This window comes from Streptomyces sp. NPDC058653, from assembly GCF_042716895.1.
GTDB lineage: Bacteria > Actinomycetota > Actinomycetes > Streptomycetales > Streptomycetaceae > Streptomyces.
In genome coordinates this window covers 53,618-77,749 of the sequence record NZ_JBHXRM010000040.1, presented here as the reverse complement: position 1 = coordinate 77,749, position 24,132 = coordinate 53,618, and the positions used below count along the sequence as shown (strand labels likewise).

The 24,132-nt window shown below is 70.8% G+C and carries 22 protein-coding genes, 1 pseudogene and 1 riboswitch; of the genes and pseudogenes, 11 read left to right on the top strand and 12 right to left on the bottom strand.

The window, feature by feature from the left end; translation table 11 throughout:
• The first annotated feature begins 118 nt into the window (after nt 1-118).
• Together ACFWU9_RS28245 and ACFWU9_RS28240 are read left to right on the top strand one after the other, a co-directional pair.
• On the top strand, nt 119-2,332 hold the full coding sequence (locus ACFWU9_RS28245) for a carbon starvation CstA family protein (protein WP_384323280.1): 2,214 nt from the start codon (nt 119-121) through the stop codon (nt 2,330-2,332).
• On the top strand, nt 2,329-2,541 hold the full coding sequence (locus tag ACFWU9_RS28240) for a YbdD/YjiX family protein (RefSeq protein WP_384323278.1): 213 nt from the start codon (nt 2,329-2,331) through the stop codon (nt 2,539-2,541). Before ACFWU9_RS28245 ends, ACFWU9_RS28240 begins: the two co-directional genes overlap by 4 nt.
• A 60-nt stretch (nt 2,542-2,601) precedes the next feature.
• Here the strand turns inward: ACFWU9_RS28240 and ACFWU9_RS28235 are convergent, their stop codons facing one another.
• Nucleotides 2,602-3,186, bottom strand: coding sequence for a Uma2 family endonuclease (locus ACFWU9_RS28235; protein WP_384323276.1), 585 nt, complete (start codon nt 3,184-3,186; stop codon nt 2,602-2,604).
• Between the two features lie 78 nt (nt 3,187-3,264).
• Between ACFWU9_RS28235 and ACFWU9_RS28230 the strand changes: the two genes are divergently transcribed.
• The 5 genes from ACFWU9_RS28230 to ACFWU9_RS28210 all read left to right on the top strand — a co-directional run bounded on the left by ACFWU9_RS28230 (nt 3,265) and on the right by ACFWU9_RS28210 (nt 9,339).
• Nucleotides 3,265-3,786 carry a GNAT family N-acetyltransferase gene (locus ACFWU9_RS28230; RefSeq protein ID WP_384323274.1) on the top strand — a complete coding sequence of 174 codons (522 nt, stop codon included), beginning with the start codon at nt 3,265-3,267 and terminating at the stop codon, nt 3,784-3,786.
• Nucleotides 3,787-3,801: 15 nt separating this feature from the next.
• A riboswitch (cobalamin riboswitch) is annotated at nt 3,802-3,970 on the top strand.
• A gap of 145 nt (nt 3,971-4,115) precedes the next feature.
• A complete protein-coding gene (locus ACFWU9_RS28225) occupies nt 4,116-6,533 on the top strand; it encodes a ribonucleoside-diphosphate reductase subunit alpha (protein ID WP_384323272.1) in 2,418 nt (805 codons plus the stop codon).
• Nucleotides 6,533-7,552 (top strand): ribonucleotide-diphosphate reductase subunit beta, encoded by a 1,020-nt coding sequence (locus tag ACFWU9_RS28220; RefSeq protein ID WP_384323270.1) that lies wholly within the window; start codon nt 6,533-6,535, stop codon nt 7,550-7,552. The genes ACFWU9_RS28225 and ACFWU9_RS28220 overlap by 1 nt, the downstream gene beginning before the upstream one ends.
• 217 nt (nt 7,553-7,769) lie before the next feature.
• On the top strand, nt 7,770-8,219 hold the full coding sequence (locus ACFWU9_RS28215) for a DUF2809 domain-containing protein (protein WP_384323268.1): 450 nt from the start codon (nt 7,770-7,772) through the stop codon (nt 8,217-8,219).
• 157 nt (nt 8,220-8,376) lie between these two features.
• Entirely contained in the window at nt 8,377-9,339 is a 963-nt protein-coding gene (locus ACFWU9_RS28210) for a GlxA family transcriptional regulator (RefSeq protein WP_384323266.1), read from the top strand.
• 28 nt (nt 9,340-9,367) lie between these two features.
• Here the strand turns inward: ACFWU9_RS28210 and ACFWU9_RS28205 are convergent, their stop codons facing one another.
• The 10 genes from ACFWU9_RS28205 to ACFWU9_RS28160 all read right to left on the bottom strand — a co-directional run bounded on the left by ACFWU9_RS28205 (nt 9,368) and on the right by ACFWU9_RS28160 (nt 19,140).
• Nucleotides 9,368-10,105, bottom strand: coding sequence for a D-Ala-D-Ala carboxypeptidase family metallohydrolase (locus ACFWU9_RS28205; RefSeq protein ID WP_384323264.1), 738 nt, complete (start codon nt 10,103-10,105; stop codon nt 9,368-9,370).
• 192 nt (nt 10,106-10,297) lie between these two features.
• Nucleotides 10,298-10,993, bottom strand: coding sequence for a peptide deformylase (gene def / locus ACFWU9_RS28200; protein WP_384323261.1), 696 nt, complete (start codon nt 10,991-10,993; stop codon nt 10,298-10,300).
• Between the two features lie 198 nt (nt 10,994-11,191).
• The gene (locus tag ACFWU9_RS28195; protein ID WP_384323301.1) at nt 11,192-12,196 is read right to left on the bottom strand and encodes a tetratricopeptide repeat protein; all 1,005 of its coding nucleotides are present in this window, start codon (nt 12,194-12,196) and stop codon (nt 11,192-11,194) included.
• A gap of 104 nt (nt 12,197-12,300) precedes the next feature.
• Nucleotides 12,301-13,605: an HD-GYP domain-containing protein gene (locus ACFWU9_RS28190; RefSeq protein WP_384323259.1), complete on the bottom strand. Its 1,305-nt coding sequence runs from the start codon at nt 13,603-13,605 to the stop codon at nt 12,301-12,303.
• Nucleotides 13,602-15,251 carry an HD-GYP domain-containing protein gene (locus ACFWU9_RS28185; protein ID WP_384323257.1) on the bottom strand — a complete coding sequence of 550 codons (1,650 nt, stop codon included), beginning with the start codon at nt 15,249-15,251 and terminating at the stop codon, nt 13,602-13,604. Before ACFWU9_RS28185 ends, ACFWU9_RS28190 begins: the two co-directional genes overlap by 4 nt.
• Before the next feature lie 239 nt (nt 15,252-15,490).
• Nucleotides 15,491-15,811 (bottom strand): mycothiol system anti-sigma-R factor, encoded by a 321-nt coding sequence (gene rsrA, locus ACFWU9_RS28180; RefSeq protein WP_384323255.1) that lies wholly within the window; start codon nt 15,809-15,811, stop codon nt 15,491-15,493.
• Complete coding sequence (locus tag ACFWU9_RS28175; protein WP_069627276.1) at nt 15,808-16,467, bottom strand: sigma-70 family RNA polymerase sigma factor; 660 nt, start codon at nt 16,465-16,467, stop codon at nt 15,808-15,810. The genes rsrA and ACFWU9_RS28175 overlap by 4 nt, the downstream gene beginning before the upstream one ends.
• A 277-nt stretch (nt 16,468-16,744) precedes the next feature.
• Nucleotides 16,745-17,419: an alpha/beta family hydrolase gene (locus ACFWU9_RS28170; RefSeq protein ID WP_384323253.1), complete on the bottom strand. Its 675-nt coding sequence runs from the start codon at nt 17,417-17,419 to the stop codon at nt 16,745-16,747.
• A gap of 107 nt (nt 17,420-17,526) precedes the next feature.
• Nucleotides 17,527-18,342 (bottom strand): SOS response-associated peptidase, encoded by an 816-nt coding sequence (locus tag ACFWU9_RS28165; protein ID WP_384323299.1) that lies wholly within the window; start codon nt 18,340-18,342, stop codon nt 17,527-17,529.
• Between the two features lie 282 nt (nt 18,343-18,624).
• Nucleotides 18,625-19,140, bottom strand: coding sequence for a lytic polysaccharide monooxygenase auxiliary activity family 9 protein (locus ACFWU9_RS28160; protein ID WP_384323251.1), 516 nt, complete (start codon nt 19,138-19,140; stop codon nt 18,625-18,627).
• A 342-nt stretch (nt 19,141-19,482) separates the two neighbouring features.
• On the opposite strand from ACFWU9_RS28160, the gene ACFWU9_RS28155 reads away from it, so the two are divergent.
• From ACFWU9_RS28155 to ACFWU9_RS28140, 4 genes are all read left to right on the top strand, one after another.
• Nucleotides 19,483-20,220, top strand: coding sequence for a M50 family metallopeptidase (locus tag ACFWU9_RS28155; protein WP_384323249.1), 738 nt, complete (start codon nt 19,483-19,485; stop codon nt 20,218-20,220).
• Between the two features lie 119 nt (nt 20,221-20,339).
• Complete coding sequence (gene aroA / locus ACFWU9_RS28150; RefSeq protein WP_384323247.1) at nt 20,340-21,716, top strand: 3-phosphoshikimate 1-carboxyvinyltransferase; 1,377 nt, start codon at nt 20,340-20,342, stop codon at nt 21,714-21,716.
• A gap of 4 nt (nt 21,717-21,720) precedes the next feature.
• The gene (gene rsgA, locus ACFWU9_RS28145; protein WP_384323245.1) at nt 21,721-22,731 is read left to right on the top strand and encodes a ribosome small subunit-dependent GTPase A; all 1,011 of its coding nucleotides are present in this window, start codon (nt 21,721-21,723) and stop codon (nt 22,729-22,731) included.
• Between the two features lie 123 nt (nt 22,732-22,854).
• Nucleotides 22,855-23,181, top strand: coding sequence for a multidrug efflux SMR transporter (locus tag ACFWU9_RS28140; RefSeq protein ID WP_189105567.1), 327 nt, complete (start codon nt 22,855-22,857; stop codon nt 23,179-23,181).
• A gap of 379 nt (nt 23,182-23,560) precedes the next feature.
• Here the strand turns inward: ACFWU9_RS28140 and ACFWU9_RS28135 are convergent.
• Nucleotides 23,561-24,016 (bottom strand): annotated as a pseudogene (locus tag ACFWU9_RS28135) (TetR/AcrR family transcriptional regulator); the annotation flags it as partial.
• Nucleotides 24,017-24,132 lie beyond the last annotated feature (116 nt).

The following is a 24,132-nucleotide window of genomic DNA, read 5'->3' as shown; positions in this document are numbered from 1 at the left end:
ATGTGGGGCAGGCGCACCGTTTCCTTACCGATACGCGGACGGGGGGTGACGCCCGCGGAGACGGTCCCTTAGATTTCCTGCGAGTTTCAGCAGGTGACCAGTGAGGGGACGACTCGCCATGCCAGAGCCGGCACCAGCAAGTTCCGCGCAGAACTCGTCCGGGCGTCTCACGCCGAGGTCGATCGCGACATGGGCGCTGGTCGCCCTGGTGGGCGCGGTCGGCTGGGGTGTCCTCGCGCTGTCGCGCGGAGAGGAGATCTCCGCCGCCTGGATGCTGGCGGCGGCGCTCGGTTCGTACGCGATCGCCTACCGGTTCTACTCGAGATTCATCGCGCGGCGGGTGCTGAAGGTCGACAAGACGCGGGCCACGCCCGCCGAACGGCTCGACAACGGTGTCGACTTCCACCCGACCGACCGGCGCGTGCTCTTCGGCCACCACTTCGCGGCCGTCGCGGGCGCGGGACCGCTCGTCGGCCCGGTGCTGGCCGCGCAGATGGGCTATCTGCCGGGCACCATCTGGATCGTGGCGGGCGTCATCTTCGCGGGCGCGGTCCAGGACATGGTCACGCTGTTCTTCTCCACGCGCCGCGACGGCCGTTCGCTCGGCCAGATCGCCCGTGACGAGATCGGGCCTCTCGGCGGTGCCGCCGCGCTGATCGCGGTCTTCCTCATCATGATCATCCTGCTGGCGGTGCTGGCGCTGGTCATCGTCAACGCGCTGGCCGACTCGCCGTGGGGTGTCTTCTCCATCGCGATGACCATCCCGATCGCGCTCTTCATGGGCGTGTATCTACGGGTGTTGCGGCCGGGCAAGGTCAGCGAGGTCTCCCTCATCGGCGTGGCGCTGCTGCTGCTCGCGATCGTGGCGGGCGGCTGGGTGGCCGAGTCCTCGCTGGCGGACACGTTCACGCTGGAGGCCGGCACGCTGGTCATCTGGATGATCGTGTACGGCTTCCTCGCGTCCGTACTGCCGGTCTGGATGCTGCTGGCGCCGCGCGACTATCTGTCGACCTTCATGAAGGTCGGCACGATCGCGCTGCTGGCGGTCGGGGTCGTCGTCGCGCTGCCGACGATGAAGATGGACGCGGTCACCGAGTTCGCGAGCCGCGGGGACGGGCCGGTCTTCGCCGGTTCGATGTTCCCGTTCGTCTTCATCACCATCGCGTGCGGCGCGCTGTCCGGTTTCCACTCACTGATCTCCTCGGGCACCACGCCGAAGATGGTGCAGAAGGAGACCCAGATCCGGATGATCGGTTACGGGGCGATGCTCACCGAGTCGTTCGTCGCCATCATGGCGATGATCACCGCGTGCATCATCGACCCGGGGCTCTACTTCGCGGTCAACTCCCCCGCCGGTGTCATCGGGGGCACGGTCGAGTCCGCCTCGCAGGCCGTCGCCAACCTCGGCTTCACGATCTCGCCGGACCAACTCACCCAGGCGGCCAAGGACGTCGAGGAGTCGAGCCTGCTCTCCCGTACGGGCGGCGCGCCGACCTTCGCGCTCGGGATGTCGGACATCTTCTCGTCGGTCGTCGGCGGGGCGAGCCTGAAGGCGTTCTGGTACCACTTCGCCATCATGTTCGAGGCGCTGTTCATCCTGACGACGGTGGACGCGGGGACCCGGGTCGGGCGCTTCATGCTCCAGGACATGCTCGGCAACGTGTACAAGCCGATGCGCCAGGTCAGCTGGAAGCCCGGTGTCTGGTTCGCCAGCGCCGTGGTCGTCGGCGCGTGGGGCTACTTCCTCTGGGTCGGCGTGCACGACCCGCTGGGCGGCATCAACCAGCTCTTCCCGCTGTTCGGCATCGCGAACCAGCTCCTGGCGGCGGTGGCGCTCGCGGTGTGCACGACGCTGCTGGTGAAGTCCGGGCGGCTCAAATGGGCCTGGGTGACGGCGGTTCCGCTCGCCTGGGACGCGGCGGTCACGCTCACCGCGAGCTGGCAGAAGATCTTCTCCGAGGACCCGAAGGTCGGCTTCTTCAAGCAGCGCGAGGTCTACCAGTCGGGCATCGACAACGGCGAGGTGATCCCGCCGGCGAAGACGATGGACGACATGCACACGGTCGTCACCAACTCGACCGTGGACGGCGTCCTCTCGGCGCTCTTCGCGATCCTGATCATCGTGGTCATCGCCGACGCGGCACGGGTCTGCTACAAGGCGATCCGCGACCCGGAGAGCGTGAAGCTGTCGGAGACGCCGTACGTGAAGTCGGAGATCGTCGCACCGGCGGGACTGATCCCCACGAAGGAGGAGAAGGCGGAACTGGAACTGGCGGCGGCGGCCAAGACGGAGGCGCCCACGTCCACGCCCAGCGGGGCGGGTACGTCATGACGCCGGCGCCGGCGTCGAAGGTGCGCCACGCGGTGGGCCGGATCCGCTGGTACGTCAGGGAGTTGACGGGCGAGTCGGCGTACGACCACTACGTGACCCACACACGCGCCTGCGACCCGACGACGGAGCCGATGACACGCCGCGCCTTCGAACGCGCCCGAATGGACGCGAGGGAGGCGGACCCACGGGAGGGCTTCCGCTGCTGCTGAGCGAATGGGGCCCGCCGCTCCCGTGGGGGAGGGGCGGGCCCTTCGGCGTTTGGGAGGGGGTCAGCGCACCCAGTCCTTGAGCCGCTCGGTCTCCAGCGTGATGCCGACGGGGTCGGGCAGCGCGACGGTCTTCCCGAACGGCACGGTGCGGGCGCTTTCGTAGCGGACTCCGTCCGGCTCGCTGTAGACCGTGACCTCGCAGGAGTCGCGGTCGATGAGGAGATAGACGGGAATACCGGTCTCGGCGTAGGCGCGGGGCTTCTCGACACGGTCGCGCGCGTCGGTGTCGGAGTCGTAGAAGGTGACCTCGACGGCCATCAGGACGGGACGGGGGTCCCCCCACTCGCCCTGGCCGACGAATGCGTCGGCCGGTGCCAACGAGGCGTCCGGCCTTGCGCGCCCTTGGCGATAAGCCTGCGCTTTCAGTCCTTGGTCCGGATGCAGAAACAGTTCCGGCCGGGACTGCATACAGATGCGAAGCAGCCATTGAATGATGCGACCGTGGTCCCCGTCCGGCACTGCCTTGCTCCTGAGCTTCCCGTCGATCAGTTCCATGCGCACGCGCTCGTCCGTGCGGGCCACTATCGGAGTGAGCTCGTCGAAGACGCTCGTCTCCAGATGGTTCCGGTCAGTGGTCACGGTCATGAACCCTCCTCGCTCCTGCTCAACGATAGCCGCGACCTCCGACAAGGCGCTGTCGTACCCGTGTCGCACACTGCTGTCATGGAGCAGAGGAAAGAGTCGGAGAGCGACTTCAGGATCAGAGCGGCCGAGCCCGCCGAGTACGAGGTGCTCGGGGAGATAACCGCCCGGGCCTATCTGGACGACGGGCTGTTGGACTTCGGGGCGGGGGATCCCTATCTGAAGACCCTGCGCGACGTCGCCGGGCGGGCCGAGGGGAGTGAGGTGCTCGTGGCCGTCGACCGGGCGGGGGCGGTGCTCGGTGGGGTGGCGTACGTCGGTGCCGGGTCGGCCTGGGCCGATCTCGCCGGGGACGGTGAGGCCGAGTTCCGCATGCTGGCCGTCGCGCCCGGCGGCCGGGGGCGCGGGGTCGGTGGGGCGCTCGTGCGGGCGTGCGTGGAGCGCGCGCGGGCCGACGGATGCGTACGGGTGCGGCTCTCCACGCAGAAGGCGATGCTGTCCGCCCACCGGATCTACGAGCGCCTGGGCTTCGTACGGACGCCGGAGCGGGACTGGGCGCCGTATACGGAGCTTGTACTGCTCACGTACTGCCTGGAGATCTAGGACGAGCCATCCCCGACACAACATGTGGGGGGTGGTGCTGCCAACCAACCCCAGATGTATGCTCAAGTCTGCTGTCGCCGCAGGAGAATCCGGTGCGAATCCGGAACTGTCCCGCAACGGTGTGCTGTGGTGCGCTTTGTCGTGCCCGCGAGTCCGAGCACCTGCCGACGGCGCGCCCGGACCGACCGGTCCGGGTGCCGAGACGTCCGGGCTCCGAGGCAGGGCCGGTGGACGCCGCACCGCTCACCGCCCGGTTCCGGGACGGCGTACGCGGGCGTGCGCCGCCATGCCCTCCCCCTGGCCCGGAGCCGAGCGAGGGAGAGCACCACGTGACCATCGCGCCAGCCGATCCGGCCTCAGCGATCGCCGACCGGGAAACCGCGCGGGACCGGGAAACCGCCGGGCCGGCCGACGACCCCGGGACCCCCGGGACGGCCCTTCTGCGGGTCCTCACCGACCTCACCGCGGATCTGGCCGACACCGACCCCGGCAAGGTCGCCGCCGCCGCTCTCCGAGGCCGTAACGCCGCCTCCGACGACGCCGAGTTGCGCGCGCTCGCCACCGAGGCCGCGGCCGGGCTGATCTCCGAGGACCCCGCGTACTCCCGCCTCGCCGCCCGTCTCCTCACCCGCACCATCGCGGAGGAGGCCGCCGGGCAGGGCGCCGTCTCGTTCTCCTCCTCGGTCGCCGTGGGCCACACGGAGGGCCTGATCGCCGACCGTACGGCCGCGTTCGTCACGCGCCACGCCGCCCGCCTCGACGCGCTGATCGACCCCGCCGCCGACGACCGGTTCGGCTACTTCGGCCTGCGCACGCTCTTCAGCCGCTATCTGCTGCGCCACCCGATCACCCGCGATGTCATCGAGACGCCGCAGTACTTCATGCTGCGTGTCGCCTCCGGGCTGGCCAAGGACGACTCCCCGGCCGCCGTGGACGAGGTCGCCGCGCTCTACGGTCTGATGAGCCGGCTCGACTATCTGCCCTCCTCCCCCACGCTCTTCAACTCCGGCACCCGCCACCCCCAGATGTCGTCCTGCTATCTGCTGGACTCCCCGCTGGACGAGCTCGACTCGATCTACGACCGCTACCACCAGGTGGCCCGGCTCTCGAAGCACGCGGGCGGCATCGGCCTCTCGTACTCCCGTATCCGCGCGCGCGGTTCACTGATCCGGGGCACCAACGGGCACTCCAACGGCATCGTGCCGTTCCTGCGGACGCTGGACTCCTCCGTCGCCGCCGTCAACCAGGGCGGCCGGCGCAAGGGCGCGGCCTGCGTCTATCTGGAGACGTGGCACGCGGACATCGAGGAGTTCCTGGAGCTGCGCGACAACACCGGCGAGGACGCCCGCCGTACGCACAATCTGAACCTCGCGCACTGGATCCCCGACGAGTTCATGCGCCGGGTCGACGCGGACGGTGTCTGGTCGCTCTTCTCCCCGTCGGACGTGCCCGAACTGGTCGACCTGTGGGGCGACGACTTCGACGCCGCGTACCGCGCGGCCGAGGCGGCGGGCAAGGCCCGCAGAACCATCCCGGCGCGCGAGCTGTACGGCCGCATGATGCGCACCCTCGCGCAGACCGGCAACGGCTGGATGACCTTCAAGGACGCCTCGAACCGTACGGCGAACCAGACCGCCGAGCCCGGCACCGTCGTGCACTCCTCGAACCTCTGCACCGAGATCCTGGAGGTCACGGACGACGGCGAGACGGCGGTCTGCAACCTCGGCTCCGTCAACGTCGGCGCCTTCGTGACGGAGTCGGGCGAGCCGGGCGCGGAGCTGGACTGGGAGCGGCTGGACGAGAGCGTCCGTACGGCCGTGACCTTCCTCGACCGGGTCGTGGACATCAACTTCTACCCGACCGAACAGGCCGGCCGCTCCAACGCCAAGTGGCGCCCCGTGGGCCTCGGTGTGATGGGCCTCCAGGACGTCTTCTTCAAGAGGCGGCTGCCGTTCGACTCCCCCGAGGCCGCCGCGCTCTCCACCCGGATCGCCGAGCGGATCATGCTCGCGGCGTACGAGGCGTCCTGCGACCTCGCCGAGCGCGAGGGCCCGCTGCCCGCCTGGGAGCGGACCCGCGCCGCGCGCGGGGTGCTGCACCCGGACCACTACGACGTGGCGCTCAACTGGCCCGAGCGGTGGGACACGCTGAGGACGCGCGTGGCGACGAGCGGCATGCGCAACTCGCTGCTGCTGGCCATCGCGCCCACCGCGACGATCGCCTCCATCGCGGGCGTGTACGAGTGCATCGAGCCGCAGGTCTCCAACCTCTTCAAGCGCGAGACCCTGTCGGGCGAGTTCCTCCAGGTCAACGCCTATCTGGTGGCGGAGCTGAAGCGGCTCGGCGTCTGGGACGCGCAGTCCCGGGAAGCGCTGCGCGAGTCCAACGGCTCGGTGGCGGGCTTCAGTTGGATCCCGGCCGAGGTGCGGGAGCTGTACCGCACGGCGTGGGAGATCCCGCAGCGCGGTCTGATCGACATGGCGGCGGCGCGTACGCCGTTCCTCGACCAGAGCCAGTCGCTGAACCTGTTCCTGGAGACGCCGACCATCGGGAAGCTCAGCTCGATGTACGCGTACGCCTGGAAGAAGGGGCTGAAGACGACGTACTACCTGCGCTCGCGCCCGGCGACGCGGATCGCCCGCGCGGCGAGGTCGGCCGCCCCGGTCGTACCTCCTCGGACGACGCCGGACGCCGACACGATCGCCTGTTCCCTGGAAAACCCCGAGTCCTGCGAGGCCTGCCAGTAATGACCACCCCTGCCGTAGAGAAGAACCTGCTCGACCCGGGCTTCGAACTGACCCTGCGCCCCATGCGCTACCCCGACTTCTACGAGCGCTACCGCGACGCCATCAAGAACACCTGGACGGTGGAGGAGGTCGACCTGCACTCCGACGTCGCCGATCTCGCCAAGCTCTCTCCCGGCGAACAGCACATGATCGGGCGGCTGGTCGCGTTCTTCGCCACGGGCGACTCGATCGTGTCGAACAATCTGGTGCTGACGCTCTACAAGCACATCAACTCCCCCGAGGCGCGTCTCTATCTCTCCCGCCAGCTCTTCGAGGAGGCCGTGCACGTCCAGTTCTATCTGACGCTGCTCGACACGTATCTCCCCGATCCGGCGGACCGGGCGGCGGCGTTCGACGCGGTCGAGGAGATCCCGTCCATCCGGGAGAAGGCGCGGTTCTGTTTCAGGTGGATGGACTCGGTCGAGAAGATCGACCGCCTGGAGTCGAAGGCGGACCGCCGCCGCTTCCTGCTGAACCTGATCTGCTTCGCGGCCTGTATCGAGGGGCTGTTCTTCTACGGAGCGTTCGCGTACGTCTACTGGTTCCGCTCGCGCGGCCTGCTGCACGGCCTGGCCACCGGCACCAACTGGGTGTTCCGCGACGAGACGATGCACATGAACTTCGCCTTCGAGGTCGTCGACACCGTCCGTAAGGAGGAGCCGGACCTCTTCGACGACGCGCTCCAGCGGCAGGTCACCGACATGCTGAAGGAGGCGGTCGAGGCGGAGCTCCAGTTCGGCCGCGACCTGTGCGGCGAGGGACTGCCGGGCATGAACACGGAGTCGATGCGCGAGTACCTCCAGTGCGTCGCGGACCAGCGCCTCCAACGCCTGGGCTTCGCACCGGTGTACGGCTCCGAGAATCCGTTCTCGTTCATGGAACTGCAAGGAGTCCAGGAACTGACGAACTTCTTCGAACGCCGCCCCTCGGCCTACCAGGTGGCAGTGGAGGGCACGGTCGGCTTCGACGACGACTTCTGAGGGGTACGGGTACGGCGATACGGGGGCGTGGGCCGACCCACGAGCCGCCAGAGGCGGCAACGGTCCCCCGGAGGACAACCGGCAAGGTCAGCACCCTCGGACTGCGCCGGGACAAACTGCGCACGCGAAGCATGAACGGCGCACGCCCCGTGGCTCCGGCTCAACCGCTCCCGTGGCGGCTGAGCCGGAGGTCGCCCCGGCGCATAGGCTCCCCGGCATGGATGACATGGGTGTTCTCGCGCGGACGCGCCTCGTGGCCTGTGGGGTTGCCGTCGGGATCGTGGGGGCCGGGCTTGGGATCAGGGGCGTGGCCGGGGGTGACGTCGCCAAGTACGGGGGCGTCGCCCTTTACACCGTGCTCGTGTACGTCCTCGTCGTGCTCGTCGCTCCCCAGGTGCGGCCCGGTGTCGCCGGATTCGTGGCGGCCGGGTTCAGCTGCGCCGTCGAGCTCCTTCAGCTCACCGGGGTGACGGCCGGGCCGGCCGAGCGCAGTGCCGTCGTACGGCTTGCGCTCGGCTCGACCTTCAACGGGCCTGATCTGCTGTGGTACGCGGTCGGGGCGACGGCCGCCGTTCTGGTGCATACGTGGGTGAGCGGCCCGACGGCGGCTCGGGTTCCTCCGGGTGCTCCGCGCGGCGCAGCTGGCGGTCGATGGCACGGTCCCTGATGTGTCCGACAAGCCCGGGAAGGGCGAGAAGGCCGAAAAGAGCGAGTACGACGAGGTAACCACCGATTGCGTTCATGCCTCCACTGTCGTCGTTCCGAGGAACAAAGGGCAGTGGCAGGACTGTCATGAACCATCGAATTACTGCCACACTGGTTCCATGCTCAAGAATGTGGCGGTCGTCCTGCTCGACGGCGTACATCCCTTCGAACTCGGCGTGCTCTGCGAGGTCTTCGGCCTCGACCGGAGCGCGCAGGGTCTGCCGGTCTACGACTTCGGGGTCGTCTCGGCCGAAGGCCCCGTCCTCCGCTCCCACGCCGGGTTCACGATCTCCGACCTGTACGGGCTCGACCGGCTGGAGGAGGCCGATCTGATCTGTGTGCCGGCCGGGGACACCTATCTCGTACGGGCCTACCCGCCCGAGCTGCTGGACGCGCTGCGCCGGGCCGTGGACCGGGGCGCGCGGATGCTCAGCGTCTGCGCGGGCGTGTTCGTCCTGGGCGCCGCCGGGCTGCTCGACGGGCGCCGCTGCGCCACCCACTGGATGCACTCCGACGAGCTCGCGAAGGCCTTCCCCCTGGCCGACGTGCAGCCCGACGTGCTGTACGTGGACGACGGCCCGGTGGTCACCTCCGCCGGTACGGCCGCGGGCATCGACGCCTGCCTCCATGTCCTGCGCCAGGAGCACGGCCCCGAGGTCGCCAACGCGGTCGCCCGGCGCATGGTGGTGCCGCCGCACCGCGACGGCGGGCAGGCGCAGTTCGTCGAGCGCCCGCTGCCCACCGCGTGCGACACGGTGGGCGGGGTGCTCGCGTGGATGGAGCGGCACCTGGACCGCGAGATGACGGTCGAACAGCTCGCCGAGCGCGCCCATATGTCGCCCCGCACCTTCGCGCGCCGTTTCCAGCAGGAGACGGGGACCACCCCCTACCGCTGGCTGCTGCGCCAACGCGTCCTGCTGGCGCAGGAGTTGCTGGAGGGGACGGCCGAGACGGTGGACGCGATAGCCGGCCGGGCCGGCTTCGGGAACGCGGCGGGTCTGCGTCACCACTTCATGCGCACGCTCGGGACGACCCCGAACGCGTACCGGCGTACGTTCAGGGGCCCCACGCGCGTCGCGTGAGGCCCCCGGGGCGTTACGGAGAGAACCGTCAGATGCCGCAGCTCGGCGCGGACCAGAAGCGGCCGGAGCGGTGGTCGACGTGGGCGTGGTCGTCGTGGCCGGGGTAGCCCGGGCCGAGGATCCCGTTGAAGCCGTGGTTGCGCGCGTTCTGGGCCAGGCTGCACAGGCTGTGCGGGCCCGCCCCGATGTCGGCGGCGTCACCGTACAGATGGCGGCTGCTGCTCGCACCGCCGACCGCCGCGTTGCAGGCCTGCGAGCGGAAACCGCTGGTGACCCGGAGCGGCTGGTCGCCCATCGCGTGCCGCATGGCCTCCAGCTTCCACATGGTGCGCAGGGCGTTGGACTTGGCGGTCGCGGCGCTCACCGCGCCACCGGCCCAGGTGGAGTTGCAGGTGTTGAGCTCCGCGTAGGTGAAGTGGATCGGGGTGCAGTCGTCGTCCTGGAGCTCGTAGATCTTGTTGAAGGTGGCGGGACCCGCGACACCGTCGGCGGCCAGCCCGTACGCGGACTGGAAGCGCTTGACCGCGGCGGCGGTCGCCGGTCCGTAGTCGCCGTCGATGCCGAGCACGGCGCCGTTGCCCGCGTGGCCGGCCACCCGGATCTGGAGCTGGGTCACGGCGGCGCCGCTCGCCCCCTGGGAGAGGGTGCCGGACCAGGTGTAGCAGCCGTCGGCCTGCGCGGGCCCGGCGGTGATGACCGCCCCGGCCACCGCGAACGACAGGGTCATGACAAGGCTGAGCAGAAGTCTTGCGGTACGTCGCAACATCGGGTCTCCAGATTCAAGGCGAGATGTACGGCAGAGACTGGCGGAAGGGTCGACGCGCGTCAACCGGGTGCCGACCAGGGTTATTTGTCGGACCAATGGCGCCGGGGACCGTCCTTCACCCGCTGTCCACCGCGACGGCGACGGGCCCCGCCCCCGGAGACCGGGAACGGGGCCGCGAATGGTCGACGGGACTCAGTCGTTGGGCACGACCTCGTAGCGTGGCGTGCCCTCTTCCATCTGCCGCAGCGCGTCCTTGCGGTCGCGCTTCGAGAGCCGGTCGATGTACAGGTAGCCGTACAGATGATCCGTCTCGTGCTGAAGGCAGCGCGCGAAGTAGCCGGTGCCGCGCACCTTGATCGGCTTGCCCTGGAGATCCAGGCCCCGCACCACCGCGTAGTCGGGCCGGGCCAGCTCCGCGTAGGCCGTCGGCACGGAGAGGCAGCCCTCGTTGCCGTCCTCCAGATTGCGCTTCTCGGGCGGGAGTTCCTCCAGCACCGGGTTGCACACGACGCCCACATGGCGCACCCCGTCGTCGTCCGGGCAGTCGTAGACGAAGACCTTCAGGTTCACACCGATCTGGTTGGCGGCCAGGCCCACGCCCTCCGCCGTCCGCTGGCTGGCGAACATGTCGTCGACGAGCGCGGCCAGCTTGTCGTCGAACTCGGTGACGTCCGCGCACTCCTTGTGCAGGACCGGATTGCCCACCACGGTGATCGGCCGCGACGTGCCGCGCTCGCGGAAGGCCAGCTCACGCGCCTCGGCGTCCTCGGAGTCGACGAGAAAACCCTCGTCGTCGACAATCCCCTCGCCGCCCGCGACGAACCCGTCCCCCCGCTCCGCCTGGGAGGTCCCGCCCTCGGTCTTCTGGTCCGTCTCCTGCTGCGCCATGTCCGCAGTACGCCTTCCTCGGTACCCGCTGCTGCCTGTACACCGCCTGCCTGCGCGATGTGCCCGTACAGCCTACGGCCCAAGGCCGCGTCGTCGGCTCGATGCCCGGGAACCGGTCCCCCGCCGCCCCTCGCGGTCCACACCCCTGCGGGCGCTCTCCCGGCGCCCTCGCGCCGTCCTCCCGGCGCCGTCGCGACGTCAGCAGACCTCTTCGAGGTCCCGCCACTCACGTGTGTCCGGGCTGTCGGCGACCCAGCCGTCGAGCAGGCCGCGGACCAGTCCGGGGGGCGCGGCTATCCCGCACTCGCGCTCGGGCACCCACAGCTCGCCCTCCGTGCGGTGGCCGAGCGGCCCGGGATGTCCCGGCTCGCTGTGGTCGTGCGGGTCCAGGTGCTCGCCGTCGCCCTCGGCGCTGGGCATCCGGCTCTCCGAGCAGGCCCGGCAGAGCAGCCGTACGGAGGACGACCAGTCCTCGGCGGCGAAGCCCGCGTCGGCCGCGAGCCGCTCCAGGGCGTCCCGGTCGGACTCGGTCGCCGCTTCGAGCAGCACCACCCAGGTCGGCACGGGGGACGGGGCCCAGAGCTCGATCTCGTCGAAGACGGGGAAGGCCCGCGCCGCGCCGTTCGACCCGGCGGCGGTCGTGCGTTCACCGTTCGGCACGCCGTCGTGCAGGACGACCTCGCCCCAGCGGCGCCCCGAGGACGGCAGCGGGATGGAGAGGATCTCGATCCTGGCCGGGTCGAGCCTGCGGCCCCAGACGACCTCGGCCTCGCCCTCCGGCGAGAGCCGGACGGCCGCGCTGCCCAGCTCCATACCGACGGGCTCACCGGTCGCCGCGGCCGCGTACTGATTGCCGGGGACCTTGAGGCCGTACGCCTGCCAGGCCCGCCGGGCCAGCGGCCAGTCCTGGAGCGCGGTGGCCGCGATGCCCACGTTCCACCAGTCGGGTGCCCCGGCCTCCTTGTCGAGCAGCGCGACGGCGCGCAGACCGGCGGCCCGCGCCTGCTCCCAGTCGTGCCGGAACTTGTGCAGAAGGGCCAGGTTGAACCAGGACTCGGAGAGCCAGGGCTCCAGATCCGCCGCCCTGGTGAGCAGCGCGCCCGCGTCCTCGTACCGTCCGTCGCCGATCAGCGTGAACGCGCGGTCGGTGGCCTGCCGCCACGAGGCGGAGGGCCGATGCCGTACCTTCCCGAAGATCTTCACGATTCCCGCCTGCCGGTCGCTCGGGTCTGTGCCCCCGGACACCCTCTTGGACTCCTCTTCGCATCCAACCATGCCCGGTCGGACGCTCGCTCCTTACCCATGGGTTACCCAGCACGACCAGGGGTCAGACCACCACGTGACAGGACACGCGCCAGAGATTCGACCACCTCGGGCTGGTAGTCGTGGCCGGTGCCGAGGCGCAGCCGCTCCAGGGCGCTGAGCGGCCCTGTCGCCCCTCCGGGGCTCCCGGGTCCCGCGCCGGCAAGATCGTCGTACGCGTTGACGGCGCGGACGATCCGGGCCGGGAGGGGCTGTTCGCGGTACGGGTCGGCCTGCCGCTCCACGACGACGGCGACCGCCGGCGGGACCCCGGTCTGGCGCACCACGGCCCCGCCGAGCAGCGCGATCCGGCGCTGCTCGGCGACCGGCAGCAGGGCGGTCGCGCCGTCGGGCACGGGGTCGACGAGCGAGAGCTGGCCGATGTCGTGCATCAGGGCCGCGTACTCCAGCACGGTCAGCTCGGCCCCGGAGAGCCCCAGCTCTCGCCCGACCGCGCGGCTCAGCTCGGCGACCCTGTGGGCATGGCCGTGGCGGGTGTATCCGGCGATCTCGGTGGCGCGGGCGAGCGAGGCGATGGTCTGCCGGTAGGTCGTGCGGACCGCCGCGTACCGCCGGAAGGACAGCTGTGTCAGCAGCAGCGGCACACAGAAGACCGGCAGCGCCCAGAGCCCGGCGACGGCGACGCCGAGCGCCATCACCGCACCGGTGGCGCAGACGGCGGAGCCGATCCCGGCGAGGGAGCGCAGTTCGTCGCGGAGCAGCGGTCCGTACGGATGGCGGGTCCGGGCGCGAAGGATCAGCGCGGCGAGGACCGCGTCGCACAGCGCGGTCAGGATCAGCAGGACGAGGAGCAGGAGCGCGTAGTACGGGCCTTCGCCGACCCTCTTGCCCAACTCGCCCGAGGTGATGAGCGGTTGGAAGCAGACGGCGGCGAACGCGACGGTGAGCACGCGGCGGGTGACATGGTCGAGCGCGGGGCCGCGGCCCCGCGCGAGGTGGGGTACGGCTCCGACGAGGACCGCCGCGACGACCACGGCGACGGTCTGGAGGACTCCGTGCTCGGCGGGCCGGCCCGCGCTCTGGCCGAGCATGGCGTACGCGAGGGCTCCGGCGGCTCCGAGGGGGGCGGGCTCGCGCTCGCCGACGAGGGTGCCCCGGCGGACGAGCTCTCCGACGGCGACGAGGAGGCCGAAGGCGAGGGCGTCGCGGGGTCCGGTGATTCCGTGCCAGAGGGTGGACCAGAGGCCGAGCGCGGTGAGCGCGAGCGCGGCGCCGTGGACGGCGAGGAGGGTGAGGGAGCGGCGGGGGTGCCGGGGACGGGTCTCGGCGGGCCCCTGCGGGGCGGTCATCCGGGGCCGCCGGAGGTGCCGGTGCGGCCGGGGCGGCCGGGTGCCGGAGCCGTACGCGTGGGGTCGTACCCGCGCGGTGGCGAGACGTTTTTCCGCAGGTCGGCGGGGGCCTTCACGGGCCGCGTGGGAAGCAGCGCGGCCCCGGCCACGGCGGGCGCCCTCAGATCCGGGAAGGCGTCCGGGAGGGCGTCCGCGAACGGTTCCGGAAGGCCGTCCGCGAACGGTTCCGGGAGCGGGTCCGGGAAGGGAGCGAGGTCCGGCTCCGGCTCACCGGCCGGCACGCCGTGCGCCTCGTCCGCTGTGACGACCGTCTGCCAGCCGTACCGGTCCAGCGCGCTGACGAGCGCCCCCACCATCCGCGGGTCGAACTGGCTGCCCGCGCACCGCCGCAGCTCCTCCACCGCCGTCGCCACGGGCCGCGCCCGCCGGTAGGAACGGGTGGACGTCATCGCGTCGAAGGCGTCCGCGACGGCGACGACCCGGGCGAACTCGGGAATCTCCGCGCCCGCCAGCCCGTAGGGATAACCGCTGCCGTCGAGCCGCTCGTGGTGGTGCAGGATCGCCAGCCTGGCCTCCCCGAGGAACCCGATGCCCCGCACGATCTCGTGGCCGTACTCGGGATGCAGCTCGATGACGCGCCGCTCCTCGGCGGTCAGCGGACCGTCCTTGCGCAGCACGCGCGTGGGGACGCCGAGCTTGCCCACGTCGTGCAGGATTCCGGCGAACCGCAGGACCTCCAGGCGCTCGCGGTCCATCCCCAGCTCGGCGGCGATCATCGCCGACGCCCGGCCGACGCGTTCGCTGTGGCCGCGGGTGTACCGGTCCTTGATGTCGACGGCCTGCACGAGTGCCCGGATGGTCGCCTGGTGCGCGGCGCGCTCACGGTGATACTGGGCGAAGACCCAGCAGGAGATGTACATCGGCAGCAGTACGAAGAGCGCGGAGAGCGGACCGTACGGGCTGCGCCAGAGCACCGCCATCATCAGTGCGGCCAGGGCGTGGGCGCCGTACGGCGCGAGCGCGCGCGGCAGCAGGGCGCGCCGGGCCGTACGGACGGGCTGCCGTTCGGCGGTCACGAGGATGCCGATGTCGAGGGCGCTCAGGACCAGGCAGAAGGCGAGCGCCCCGGCCCCGGCGGGCAGCAGGGCGTACGGGAAGTCCGGGACACCGGGGCCGTCCTGACCGGGGTGCGCGGTGCCGCCGAGCGCGGCCGGTCCGTGGAGGAGCCGGTGGGCCAGGGAGGCGGCCCAGGTCGCGAGGGCGAGCTGGGCCGCGCGCCATACCCGGCGGACGCCGACAGGCCGCCGCGCGACCCGGCCGCAGAGCCCGCCGGGAACGGCCACGAGCGCGGCGGCGGCGGGCGGCAGCAGGAACGCGGCGGCGAGCAGGACGGGGAAGAACGATCCGGCGACGACCGGCACGGCGCCGCGCCCCGACTTCTCCTTCCCCGGGAAGGGGCGGCGGGCGGGCGTCTCGCAGAGCGCGTACAGCGTGCCCAGCAGCAGGACGGCGGGCCACAGGCTGCCCGGCCCCCCGGCGGAGCCGGGCCGTAACGCCGGCAGGGCGAACGCGGGAAGCACGCACGCCAGCGCGGCGAGCACGGCGCAACAGATGTACGCGCGTGCCGCTCCCGGAATGGCCTTCACCGGGCCTTCACCCCGCTCTCACCATGTGCCACCGGTTCGAAACAAATGGCCAGGCTAGCGAGTTGGGTACGGGCCCACGGGCCGACGGCGGGGATTAGCACCTTCGGGTGATAAGCGGGCAAACACACGCGGGGCGCGCCGCGATGTGCGCGGCGCGCCCCGTAGACGCGTTCGTGCTGGTGACAGTGGTTGGGCACGCGTACCGCTCAAGACGCGGTACGGGGAGCCATGAGGCCCCTCTACTCCCCGGCGGTGGCGGTGCGGTCGGTACCGACGTCCGTCACGTCGCGCTCGGGCACCACATGGCCCGCGCGGATGAGGTCGATCCGTCCCATGACCTTGGCACGCAGGTCGGTCGGTACGTCGTCATGGCCGCAGCACCGCTTGACCAGCTTCTTCACGGCCTGTTCGAGTCCGTACTTCTCCAGACACGGAGAGCACTCGTCGAAGTGCTCCTCGAACTTCGTGCAGTCCTTGTCCGGCATCTCCCGGTCGAGATACTCGTAGAGATGGTCAAGGACCTCTGTGCAGTCCGTCTCGTGCGGCTCTCCGCAACTCATGAGCCCGAGCCTTTCCGATCATCCGACGACTCTCCGGCACCGGCCGGGGCAAGCCCGCGCTCGCGGGCGTAGTCCTCAAGCATGCCGCGCAGTTGCCGGCGCCCACGGTGCAGTCGCGACATCACCGTACCGATGGGTGTCCCCATGATGTCCGCGATCTCCTTGTACGCAAAGCCCTCTACATCGGCGAGATACACCGCGATGCGGAACTCCTCGGGAATCGCCTGGAGCGCTTCCTTCACGTCGGAGTCGGGAAGGTGGTCGAGCGCCTGGGACTCCGCGGAGCGCAGACCGGTCGACATGTGCGACTCGGCGCGCGCCAGCTGCCAGTCCTCGATCTCCTCGGCGGCGCTGCGCTGGGGCTCCCGCTGCTTCTTGCGGTACGAGTTGATGAAGGTGTTGGTGAGGATGCGGTACATCCACGCCTTGAGGTTGGTGCCCTCACGGAATTGGTGGAAGGAGCCGTACGCCTTGGCATACGTCTCCTGCACGAGATCCTCGGCATCGGCCGGGTTGCGCGTCATGCGCAGCGCCGCCGAGTACATCTGGTCGAGATAGCCGAGTGCGTCCCGCTCGAAACGGGCGTTGCGCTCGGCGGCTGACTCTTCCCTGTGGCCGTCGTCGGTCCCTGTGTCGGTCCCAGTGACCGGACCCACCTCCTCCAACGCTGTGGCGGGCCCGTAGGCGGACCCACTCGAATCGGAGAATAGTCGACCTTGTGCCGGGGCGGGCTTCGTGGTCGCCTCGGCCGACGACCGAACAGGCGCGGTCCTGGGTGCGGAGAGCACCGTCCACTCCACTTCGGTGGCGTGCGACCGGGCGGGGCAGATGGTCGAACCCATGCGACGGACTCCCTTTCCAGGATCTGTGTACCGACACTCGGCACAACAGCCGTCGCCCTCCGCACATTCCCGGGTGCGCGGCCCCGCCGCGTCAGCGGGCGGACTGTGACCGGATCCACTTCCCGACGCCGTCGGTGATCACGGTCAGGGCCTCGTCCTGGGTGAGCTTGGCCCGCTTGGGGACGGTGAAGGAGTGGTCACCGTAGGGCACCTCGATCAGCTCTTGACCACCGGCCGGACCCGGGGCCGGGGCCGAGAAGGGCGCGGGGAACTCCTCGGGCTTCCCGAAGGGGTCGTTGCCGCCCTGGACGACGAGCGTCGGCACCCCGGCACCGAGCAGTTCGTCGGCGCGGCTCTTCTCCGGCCGGCCCGGTGGGTGGAGCGGGAAGCTCAGCGCCAGTACGGCGTGGGCGCCCAGCTCCCGTGCCGTACGGCAGGCCACCCGCGCCCCCGCGCTGCGTCCGCCCGCGACGACGGGCAGGCCGGGCTTCGCCAGCGCCGGCCAGAGCGCCCGCCAGCCGGTGTCGAGGGTCTTCGGCGCGGGCGCCAGCTTCTTCCCTGCCACCCGCCACGGCTGCTCCACCAGGGCCACGGTCACCCCGAGCGGGGGCAGCGCGGCGGTGAGCGCCTGGAGGTCGCGCGCCTCGACTCCGCCGCCCGCGCCATGGCCGACGGCGAGGACGATCCGCGCCGGCGTCCCCTTCTTGGGAGGGTGCCAGGTGATACGGGCGTCGCCCGCGGGGGTGTCGACGATCTCGCTCTTCATGGCACCAGGATCACATCGGGGGCGGCCCGGACCGTGCTTCCCGCCCGTACGCGCCGCCGGGCCCGGGCGGCGCGTCCTCTTCAGAAAGAGGTCCTGGCAGACGGTGCTCAGAAGAGGGTGCTCTCCTCGGGCGCCGCCAGCTCCTCCAGCAGCTCCGGACCGTTGTTCCGTACGTTGCTGACGGCCGTCGCCACCGGATAGGCGCGCATCAGCCCCTCCGGCGGCGGAGCCAGCAGCTTGCGCAGGTCGTCCAGGTCGGTGCGGGCCGGGTCCAGCCAGGCGTCCCACCGGTCCGGCGTCAGCATCAGCGGCATCCGGGGGTGGATGTCGGCGAGCGAGGAGGGCCCCTCGGCCGGGGCCACTCCGAGCGGGCCGGTCTCGGCCTCGGTGGTGATGACCGAGCAGGTCACCCACCAGGCGTTCGGGTGGTCGTCGGGCAGGGTCTTGTCGCGCCAGAACTCGTACAGACCGGCCATGGCCATGACCGACCCGTCGGCGGGGGTGACGAAGTACGGCTGCTTGCGGGGCCGCTTCTTCTTGCCCTTCTCCTCCAGCTGACGCTCCTCGGGGGCGGTGACCCACTCGTAGTAGCCGTCGGCCGGTATCAGACAGCGCCTCGCGGTGAAGGGGCGCCGGAAGGAGGGCTTCTCGTGCACGGTCTCCGCGCGGGCGTTGATCATCCGGGCGCCGCCCTCGGGCGTCTTGGACCAGGAGGGCACGAGCCCCCACTTGAGCGTGCGGAGTTGCCGTACGGGGGCGGGATCGTCGGCGCCCTTCACCGGACGCTCCAGGACGACGTACACCTCTTTGGTAGGTGCCACGTTCCAGTCGGCGGCGAGGGTCTCCTCCGGCTCCCACTTCTCGACCTCGAAGAGACCGACGAGATCCTCCGGCCTCCGGCTCGCCGCGTACCGACCGCACATGCTCAACCAACCCCTCGACCCACCGACGCACTCGCGCCGGATCACGCTACCGACACGCCACCAAGCCTCGCAGATCGCAGGCCGTCCGAGGGGGTCGCTCCGGCAGCTCGGACGGGCCGCCGTGGTCGCAGTCGCAGTCACAGTCGAGCGGGGGATGTCCATGAGCGGGGCGCCGGGCGCGGATCACCGCGCCCGCCGGGACAGAAACAGCACGAAGCCCTGTCGGAGCCGGGGAGAACCCGGCCCCGACAGGGACAGAACGTCAGCTCAACCCTGCCTCGATCAACCGATCTTGACGTCGATGCAGGAGTAGAACGCCATCGGGGTGTCAGCGATGTTCCAGACGGCCAGGACCTTCTGGTTGCCGCGGATGCTGCCGAAGTTGACGTTGTGGCTCACGGTGGCGCCGGGGGTGGCACCGCCGTCGTTGAACTCGGCGACCTTGGTGTTACCGACGAAGTACTGCCAGGTCGTCGTGCGGTGCCGCGCCGTCAGCGTCCAGTTGAACGTCTGGTTGACGCCGACGTTGGAGCGACGCCAGCCCTTGCCGTCGTCGTTGAGGTCGGAGAACCTCGCGAGACCGCCGTTGCAGCTCTTCAGGCCCTTCGGGCCTTCGACGCTCTGCGGCTCCCACTTGATCTCGCCACAGGAGACGACGCCGGTCTTGCACTGGTCCTGGCGGCTGGCGGGCGAGTTGATCCAGCCGTGTGCGGACGCGGCCGGGGCGGGGAGAGTGACGGCGATGATCGGCGCGACCGCCGCACTCAGGACAAGGGCGAGGCGAGTTTTCTTGTGCATGACAACTCCTTCGTGGTGACGCCCGACGGGACCGGTACGAGGACGTGGCCGACCCGAGGCGGACTCACTGCGTGTGGGGAACTCGCGAAGGTGCACGAACAGTTGCATCAACAGCGGGAGAGGTCCGGGTGACGGTCCACTGACACGCTGTCGCGGTGCTTACCAGTACTCGAATGTTCTACTAGGTCTAGACCATGGCAGCCGCTCTCGGGTGTCGTCAAGACTTGAACTGCCCTTGACCGCACGTGGCTTGAAAGCCCTGGTCGTCGTCCGGGCGCCCCGGCCGCACGCACAAGTGCCACACTGCGACGACGCAGAACCTCCTAAGGAGCCGCCCGAGAGATGATCAGCACCGACTCCAGCGCCCTCGCGGCCGCTTCGATAACCGACCTGTGGGATCGCGTCTTCGGCACCCAGCCCGTCCCCGAGGACTGGCTGGTGATCGCCACCGCCGTCGTCGCACTCGCCGCCGTCGGCCCGCGCCCCCTCTGGCGGCTGTCGCGCAACGCCGTCACCATCGCCCACGAGGGCGGGCACGGCCTGGTCGCCCTCCTCACCGGCCGCAAGCTCGACGGCATCCGGCTGCACTCCGACACCTCGGGCCTCACCGTCAGCCGCGGCAAGCCCACCGGCATCGGCATGATCCTCACGGCGGCGGCCGGCTACACGGCCCCGTCCCTGCTCGGCCTCGGCGGGGCCTGGCTGCTGGCGGCGCACCACATCACGCTGCTGCTCTGGCTGGCGACGGCCCTGCTGCTGGTGATGCTGGTCATGATCCGCAACGCGTACGGGGCGCTCACCGTCATCGTGACGGGTGCGGCCTTCCTGCTGATCTCCTGGCTGACCAATCCCGACGTGCAGGCCGCGTTCGCGTACGCCGCTGTCTGGTTCCTGCTCCTCGGTGGCGTACGGCCGGCCTTCGAGCTTCAGGCCAAGCGCCGGCACGGCGGCGCCCCCGACTCCGACGCCGACCAGCTCGCACGTCTGACACATGTGCCGCCCGCGATGTGGCTGTTCCTCTTCCATGCCGTCTCGCTGTGCTCGCTGATCGGCGGAGGCACCTGGCTGCTGGGCCTGTAGGACGGGCGCGGAGCCGCGCCGCGTCGGCCCGACGCTCCCATATCACCTTCGTATTACGCCCCGATTTCAACGTATTTGATCGGGATCGCGGCCGTTGTGCAGCCATTAAAGTAAAGACCATGACCGAAAGCGCCGTGCACCCTGCCCTCTGGCCCGCCCCTCACGCGAGCGGGGCCGTCGAAGCGACGGTCACCGTGCCCGGTTCGAAATCGGTCACGAACCGCGCCCTCGTCCTCGCCGCGCTCGCCGCCGAACCAGGCTGGCTGCGCCGCCCCCTGCGCTCCCGCGACACCCTGCTGATGGCGGACGCCCTGCGCTCGATGGGCGTCGGCATCGAGGAGACGGTCTCCTCCAGTTCGGTCGCCGCGGGCTCCATGACGCCCGTACGCGGCGCGGGCAGCCCGTCGTTCACCGGAGAGGCCTGGCGGATCTTCCCCAACGGTCTGCACGGCCCCGCGACGGTCGACGTCGGCAACGCGGGCACGGTCATGCGTTTCCTGCCGCCCGTCGCGACCCTCGCCGACGGCCCCATCCACTTCGACGGCGACCCCCGCTCCTACGTACGCCCGCTCCACGGTGTCATCGACGCGCTGCGGACCCTCGGCGCCCGGATCGACGACGAGGGCCGTGGATCGCTCCCGCTGACCGTGCACGGAGGCGGTGCGCTGGACGGCGGCACCGTCGAGATCGACGCCTCCGCGTCGTCGCAGTTCGTCTCCGCGCTGCTGCTCTCCGCCCCCCGTTTCAACCAGGGCGTCGAGGTACGGCACGTGGGCGCCACGCTCCCCTCGCTGCCGCACATCCGGATGACCGTCGACATGCTGCGTGGTGTCGGCGCCCAGGTCGACGAGCCGGAGACGGGCGGCGAGCCCAACGTCTGGCGGGTCTCCCCCAGCGCGGTGCTCGGCCGCGACCTGACGGTCGAGCCCGACCTCTCCAACGCCCAGCCGTTCCTCGCCGCCGCCCTCGTGACCGGCGGCCGGGTGACCGTACGCGACTGGCCGACCCGCACCACACAGCCCGGTGACGCGCTGCGCAGGATCTTCACCGAAATGGGCGGTTCCTGTGAACTGACCGAGCAGGGGCTGACGTTCAGCGGCTCGGGCCGGATCCACGGCATCGACATCGACCTCGGCGAGGTCGGCGAACTGACCCCCGGCATCGCCGCCGTCGCGGCACTCGCCGACGGCCCGTCCACCCTGAGCGGCGTCGCCCATCTGCGGCTCCACGAGACGGACCGGCTGGCCGCCCTCACCAAGGAGATCAACGAACTCGGCGGCGACGTCACCGAGACCGCCGACGGCCTCCACATCCGTCCGCGCCCCCTGCACAGCGGTGTCTTCCACACCTACGACGACCACCGCATGGCCACGGCGGGCTCGATCATCGGCCTTGTCGTCCCCGGTGTGGAGATCGAGAACGTCGCGACGACCTCCAAGACCCTGCCCGATTTCCCGCGGATGTGGACCGAGATGCTCGCGGGAGCGGGAGCCTGACGCGATGCGCCGCTACGGCAAGAATCCGGACGAGGACGACATCCGCTCCCGCCCCAACCCCAAGGGCAACCGACCGCGCACCAACATCCGCCCCAAGCACGAGGACGCGGCCGAGGGGATGGTGCTGACCGTCGACCGCGGCCGGCTGACCTGTCTGGTGGGCGACACCGTCGTACTGGCGATGAAGGCGCGTGAGCTGGGCCGGAAGGCGGCCGTGGTCGGCGACCAGGTGTGGCTCGTCGGGGACCTCAGCGGCAGGAAGGACACCCTGGCGCGCATCGTACGGATCGAGAAGCGCCGCTCCGTACTGAGGCGCACGGCGGACGACGACGACCCGTACGAGCGCGTGATCGTCGCCAACGCCGACCAGCTCGCCGTGGTGACCGCGCTCGCCGACCCCGAGCCGCGGCCCCGTCTGATCGACCGCTGTCTGGTCGCCGCGTTCGACGCCGGCCTCGAACCGCTGCTGATCCTGACCAAGTCCGACCTCGCGTCGGCGGACGAACTCCTTGAGACCTACCGTCCGTTGGGCATCCGATACGTCGTCACCCGGCGGGACGAACTGGAGACCGGCGAGGCGGCCGACCGCGTACGGGAGTATTTGGCGGACCGGATGACCGCTTTCGTCGGACACTCCGGCGTCGGCAAGACGACGCTGGTCAACGCGCTCGTGCCGGACGAGCGCCGCCGGACGACCGGCCAGGTCAACGCGGTCACGGGGCGCGGCAGGCACACCACCACCTCCGCGCTCGCGCTGCCGCTGGAGAAGGCGGACGGCTGGGTGATCGACACCCCCGGCATCCGTTCCTTCGGCCTGAACCACGTCGACCCCTCGCGCGTCATCCTGGCCTTCCCGGACCTTGTGCCGGGAACGGAGAACTGCCCGCGCGGATGCAGCCACGACGAACCGGACTGCGCGCTGGACGCGTGGGTGGCCGAGGGGCACGCGGACCCGTCGAGGCTGGACTCACTGCGCCGTCTGCTCTCGACCAGGGAACGACGCGAGGGCGACTGATCACGTCACGTTTGCCCGTCGCGCGCCTTGGCGAGTGCATAAACTCACCAAGTCCTGGCAAGGTCTAGCAGGGATTACCGAGGCCCGACGACGACGCGGTCACCGATGCGGGAGGCACTAACGATGGCGTGGCTGCTGGTCGTGGTCGCAGGGCTGCTGGAGACGGGCTTCGCCGTCTGTCTCAAGCTCTCCCACGGATTCACCCGGCTCTGGCCGACGATCGCCTTCGCGGTCTTCGCACTCGCCAGCTTCGGCCTGCTGACCCTCTCCCTCAAGAAGCTCGACGTCGGACCGGCGTACGCGGTGTGGACGGGCATCGGCGCGGCCGGTACGGCGATCTACGGGATGGTCTTCCTCGACGACCTGGTCTCCACGCTGAAGATTGTCTCGATCTCGCTGGTCATCATCGGTGTCATCGGCCTCCAGCTCTCGGGCTCGTCCCAGCACTGACCCCCGCGACGGAGCCGGCGACGGCCGCGCGCACCAGCCGCCCGACGGACTCGCCGTCGGGCGCGACGACATGGGCGAGAGCGAGCCGTACGGCCAGTTCGCAGCGGAAGGCGAGCTCGGCGGAGTCGTCCTTCGTACGGAGGAGGGGCTCGGCGGCACGGAACGGGACGGCGCCGGGCTGATCGGGCCGGGCGCGCTCCGGTCTGCGGTGCTGGGGAGTACGTCCCCGCTCGGCCCGAGCCTGCTCCGCACGCGCCTGATCCGCCCGTGCCTGCTCGACGCGCGCCCGCTGCACCCGTCCCGCCTGTACGCGCAGCGGTTCGGTACGCGGCGGCCCACCCGGCTCCGTACGGCCCCGGCGGTCCGGCCGCCCCGGGTCCAGCGCGGCCATGGCCCGGTTCCGTACCGCCGCCACCAGATCCGCCGGCGCGGGCGGCCCGGCGTCCGCGCGGCGCTGGGCGGGCGCGCCGCCCGGAGGGGCCTCGGCGCGCACGGGCCGGGGCGCGGGGTGGCGGTCGGTCCAGCAGTCCGTGAGCAGGGCGCGCAGCAGCGGCCTGGAGCGCGCCTCGGCCACCGTCCACTCGGCCACCGACACCAGCCGGTCCACGGGGTCCGCCGGCTCGGTCAGCAGCCGCTCGACGCCGTGCAGATACAGGTCCGCCTCCCGCCGTACCAGCGCGCGGGCGAGACCGTCCTTGCTGCCGAACTCGTTGTACAGGGTCTGCCGCGAGACCCCGGCGGCCGACGCGACGTCGACCATCCTGACGGCGGACCAGGATTGGTCCGTGAGCGCCGAAAGAGCGGCGTTGAGTAGGGCTTCACGCGCTGTAGGCATCGTTGCCTCCCGGGCCGTTCGGCTCCGCACTCAGAGTTGACGCAGCCTCGCGCGCTGTCAAGAGGACCGTGAGCAGGTCCCGGCGGCCCCTGGGCCGTAGCCCGATCTTGGACGCT

What these genes read in the sequence shown, in the direction of transcription:
- ACFWU9_RS28245 (WP_384323280.1), top strand. Translation starts at nt 119, where the DNA reads ATGCCAGAGCCGGCACCAGCAAGTTCCGCGCAGAACTCGTCCGGGCGT.
- ACFWU9_RS28240 (WP_384323278.1), top strand. Translation starts at nt 2,329, where the DNA reads ATGACGCCGGCGCCGGCGTCGAAGGTGCGCCACGCGGTGGGCCGGATC.
- ACFWU9_RS28235 (WP_384323276.1), bottom strand. Translation starts at nt 3,186, where the DNA reads ATGACCGTGACCACTGACCGGAACCATCTGGAGACGAGCGTCTTCGAC.
- ACFWU9_RS28230 (WP_384323274.1), top strand. Translation starts at nt 3,265, where the DNA reads ATGGAGCAGAGGAAAGAGTCGGAGAGCGACTTCAGGATCAGAGCGGCC.
- ACFWU9_RS28220 (WP_384323270.1), top strand. Translation starts at nt 6,533, where the DNA reads ATGACCACCCCTGCCGTAGAGAAGAACCTGCTCGACCCGGGCTTCGAA.
- ACFWU9_RS28215 (WP_384323268.1), top strand. Translation starts at nt 7,770, where the DNA reads ATGGATGACATGGGTGTTCTCGCGCGGACGCGCCTCGTGGCCTGTGGG.
- ACFWU9_RS28210 (WP_384323266.1), top strand. Translation starts at nt 8,377, where the DNA reads ATGCTCAAGAATGTGGCGGTCGTCCTGCTCGACGGCGTACATCCCTTC.
- ACFWU9_RS28205 (WP_384323264.1), bottom strand. Translation starts at nt 10,105, where the DNA reads ATGTTGCGACGTACCGCAAGACTTCTGCTCAGCCTTGTCATGACCCTG.
- def (WP_384323261.1), bottom strand. Translation starts at nt 10,993, where the DNA reads ATGGCGCAGCAGGAGACGGACCAGAAGACCGAGGGCGGGACCTCCCAG.
- ACFWU9_RS28190 (WP_384323259.1), bottom strand. Translation starts at nt 13,605, where the DNA reads ATGACCGCCCCGCAGGGGCCCGCCGAGACCCGTCCCCGGCACCCCCGC.
- rsrA (WP_384323255.1), bottom strand. Translation starts at nt 15,811, where the DNA reads ATGAGTTGCGGAGAGCCGCACGAGACGGACTGCACAGAGGTCCTTGAC.
- ACFWU9_RS28170 (WP_384323253.1), bottom strand. Translation starts at nt 17,419, where the DNA reads ATGAAGAGCGAGATCGTCGACACCCCCGCGGGCGACGCCCGTATCACC.
- ACFWU9_RS28165 (WP_384323299.1), bottom strand. Translation starts at nt 18,342, where the DNA reads ATGTGCGGTCGGTACGCGGCGAGCCGGAGGCCGGAGGATCTCGTCGGT.
- ACFWU9_RS28160 (WP_384323251.1), bottom strand. Translation starts at nt 19,140, where the DNA reads ATGCACAAGAAAACTCGCCTCGCCCTTGTCCTGAGTGCGGCGGTCGCG.
- ACFWU9_RS28155 (WP_384323249.1), top strand. Translation starts at nt 19,483, where the DNA reads ATGATCAGCACCGACTCCAGCGCCCTCGCGGCCGCTTCGATAACCGAC.
- aroA (WP_384323247.1), top strand. Translation starts at nt 20,340, where the DNA reads ATGACCGAAAGCGCCGTGCACCCTGCCCTCTGGCCCGCCCCTCACGCG.
- rsgA (WP_384323245.1), top strand. Translation starts at nt 21,721, where the DNA reads ATGCGCCGCTACGGCAAGAATCCGGACGAGGACGACATCCGCTCCCGC.
- ACFWU9_RS28140 (WP_189105567.1), top strand. Translation starts at nt 22,855, where the DNA reads ATGGCGTGGCTGCTGGTCGTGGTCGCAGGGCTGCTGGAGACGGGCTTC.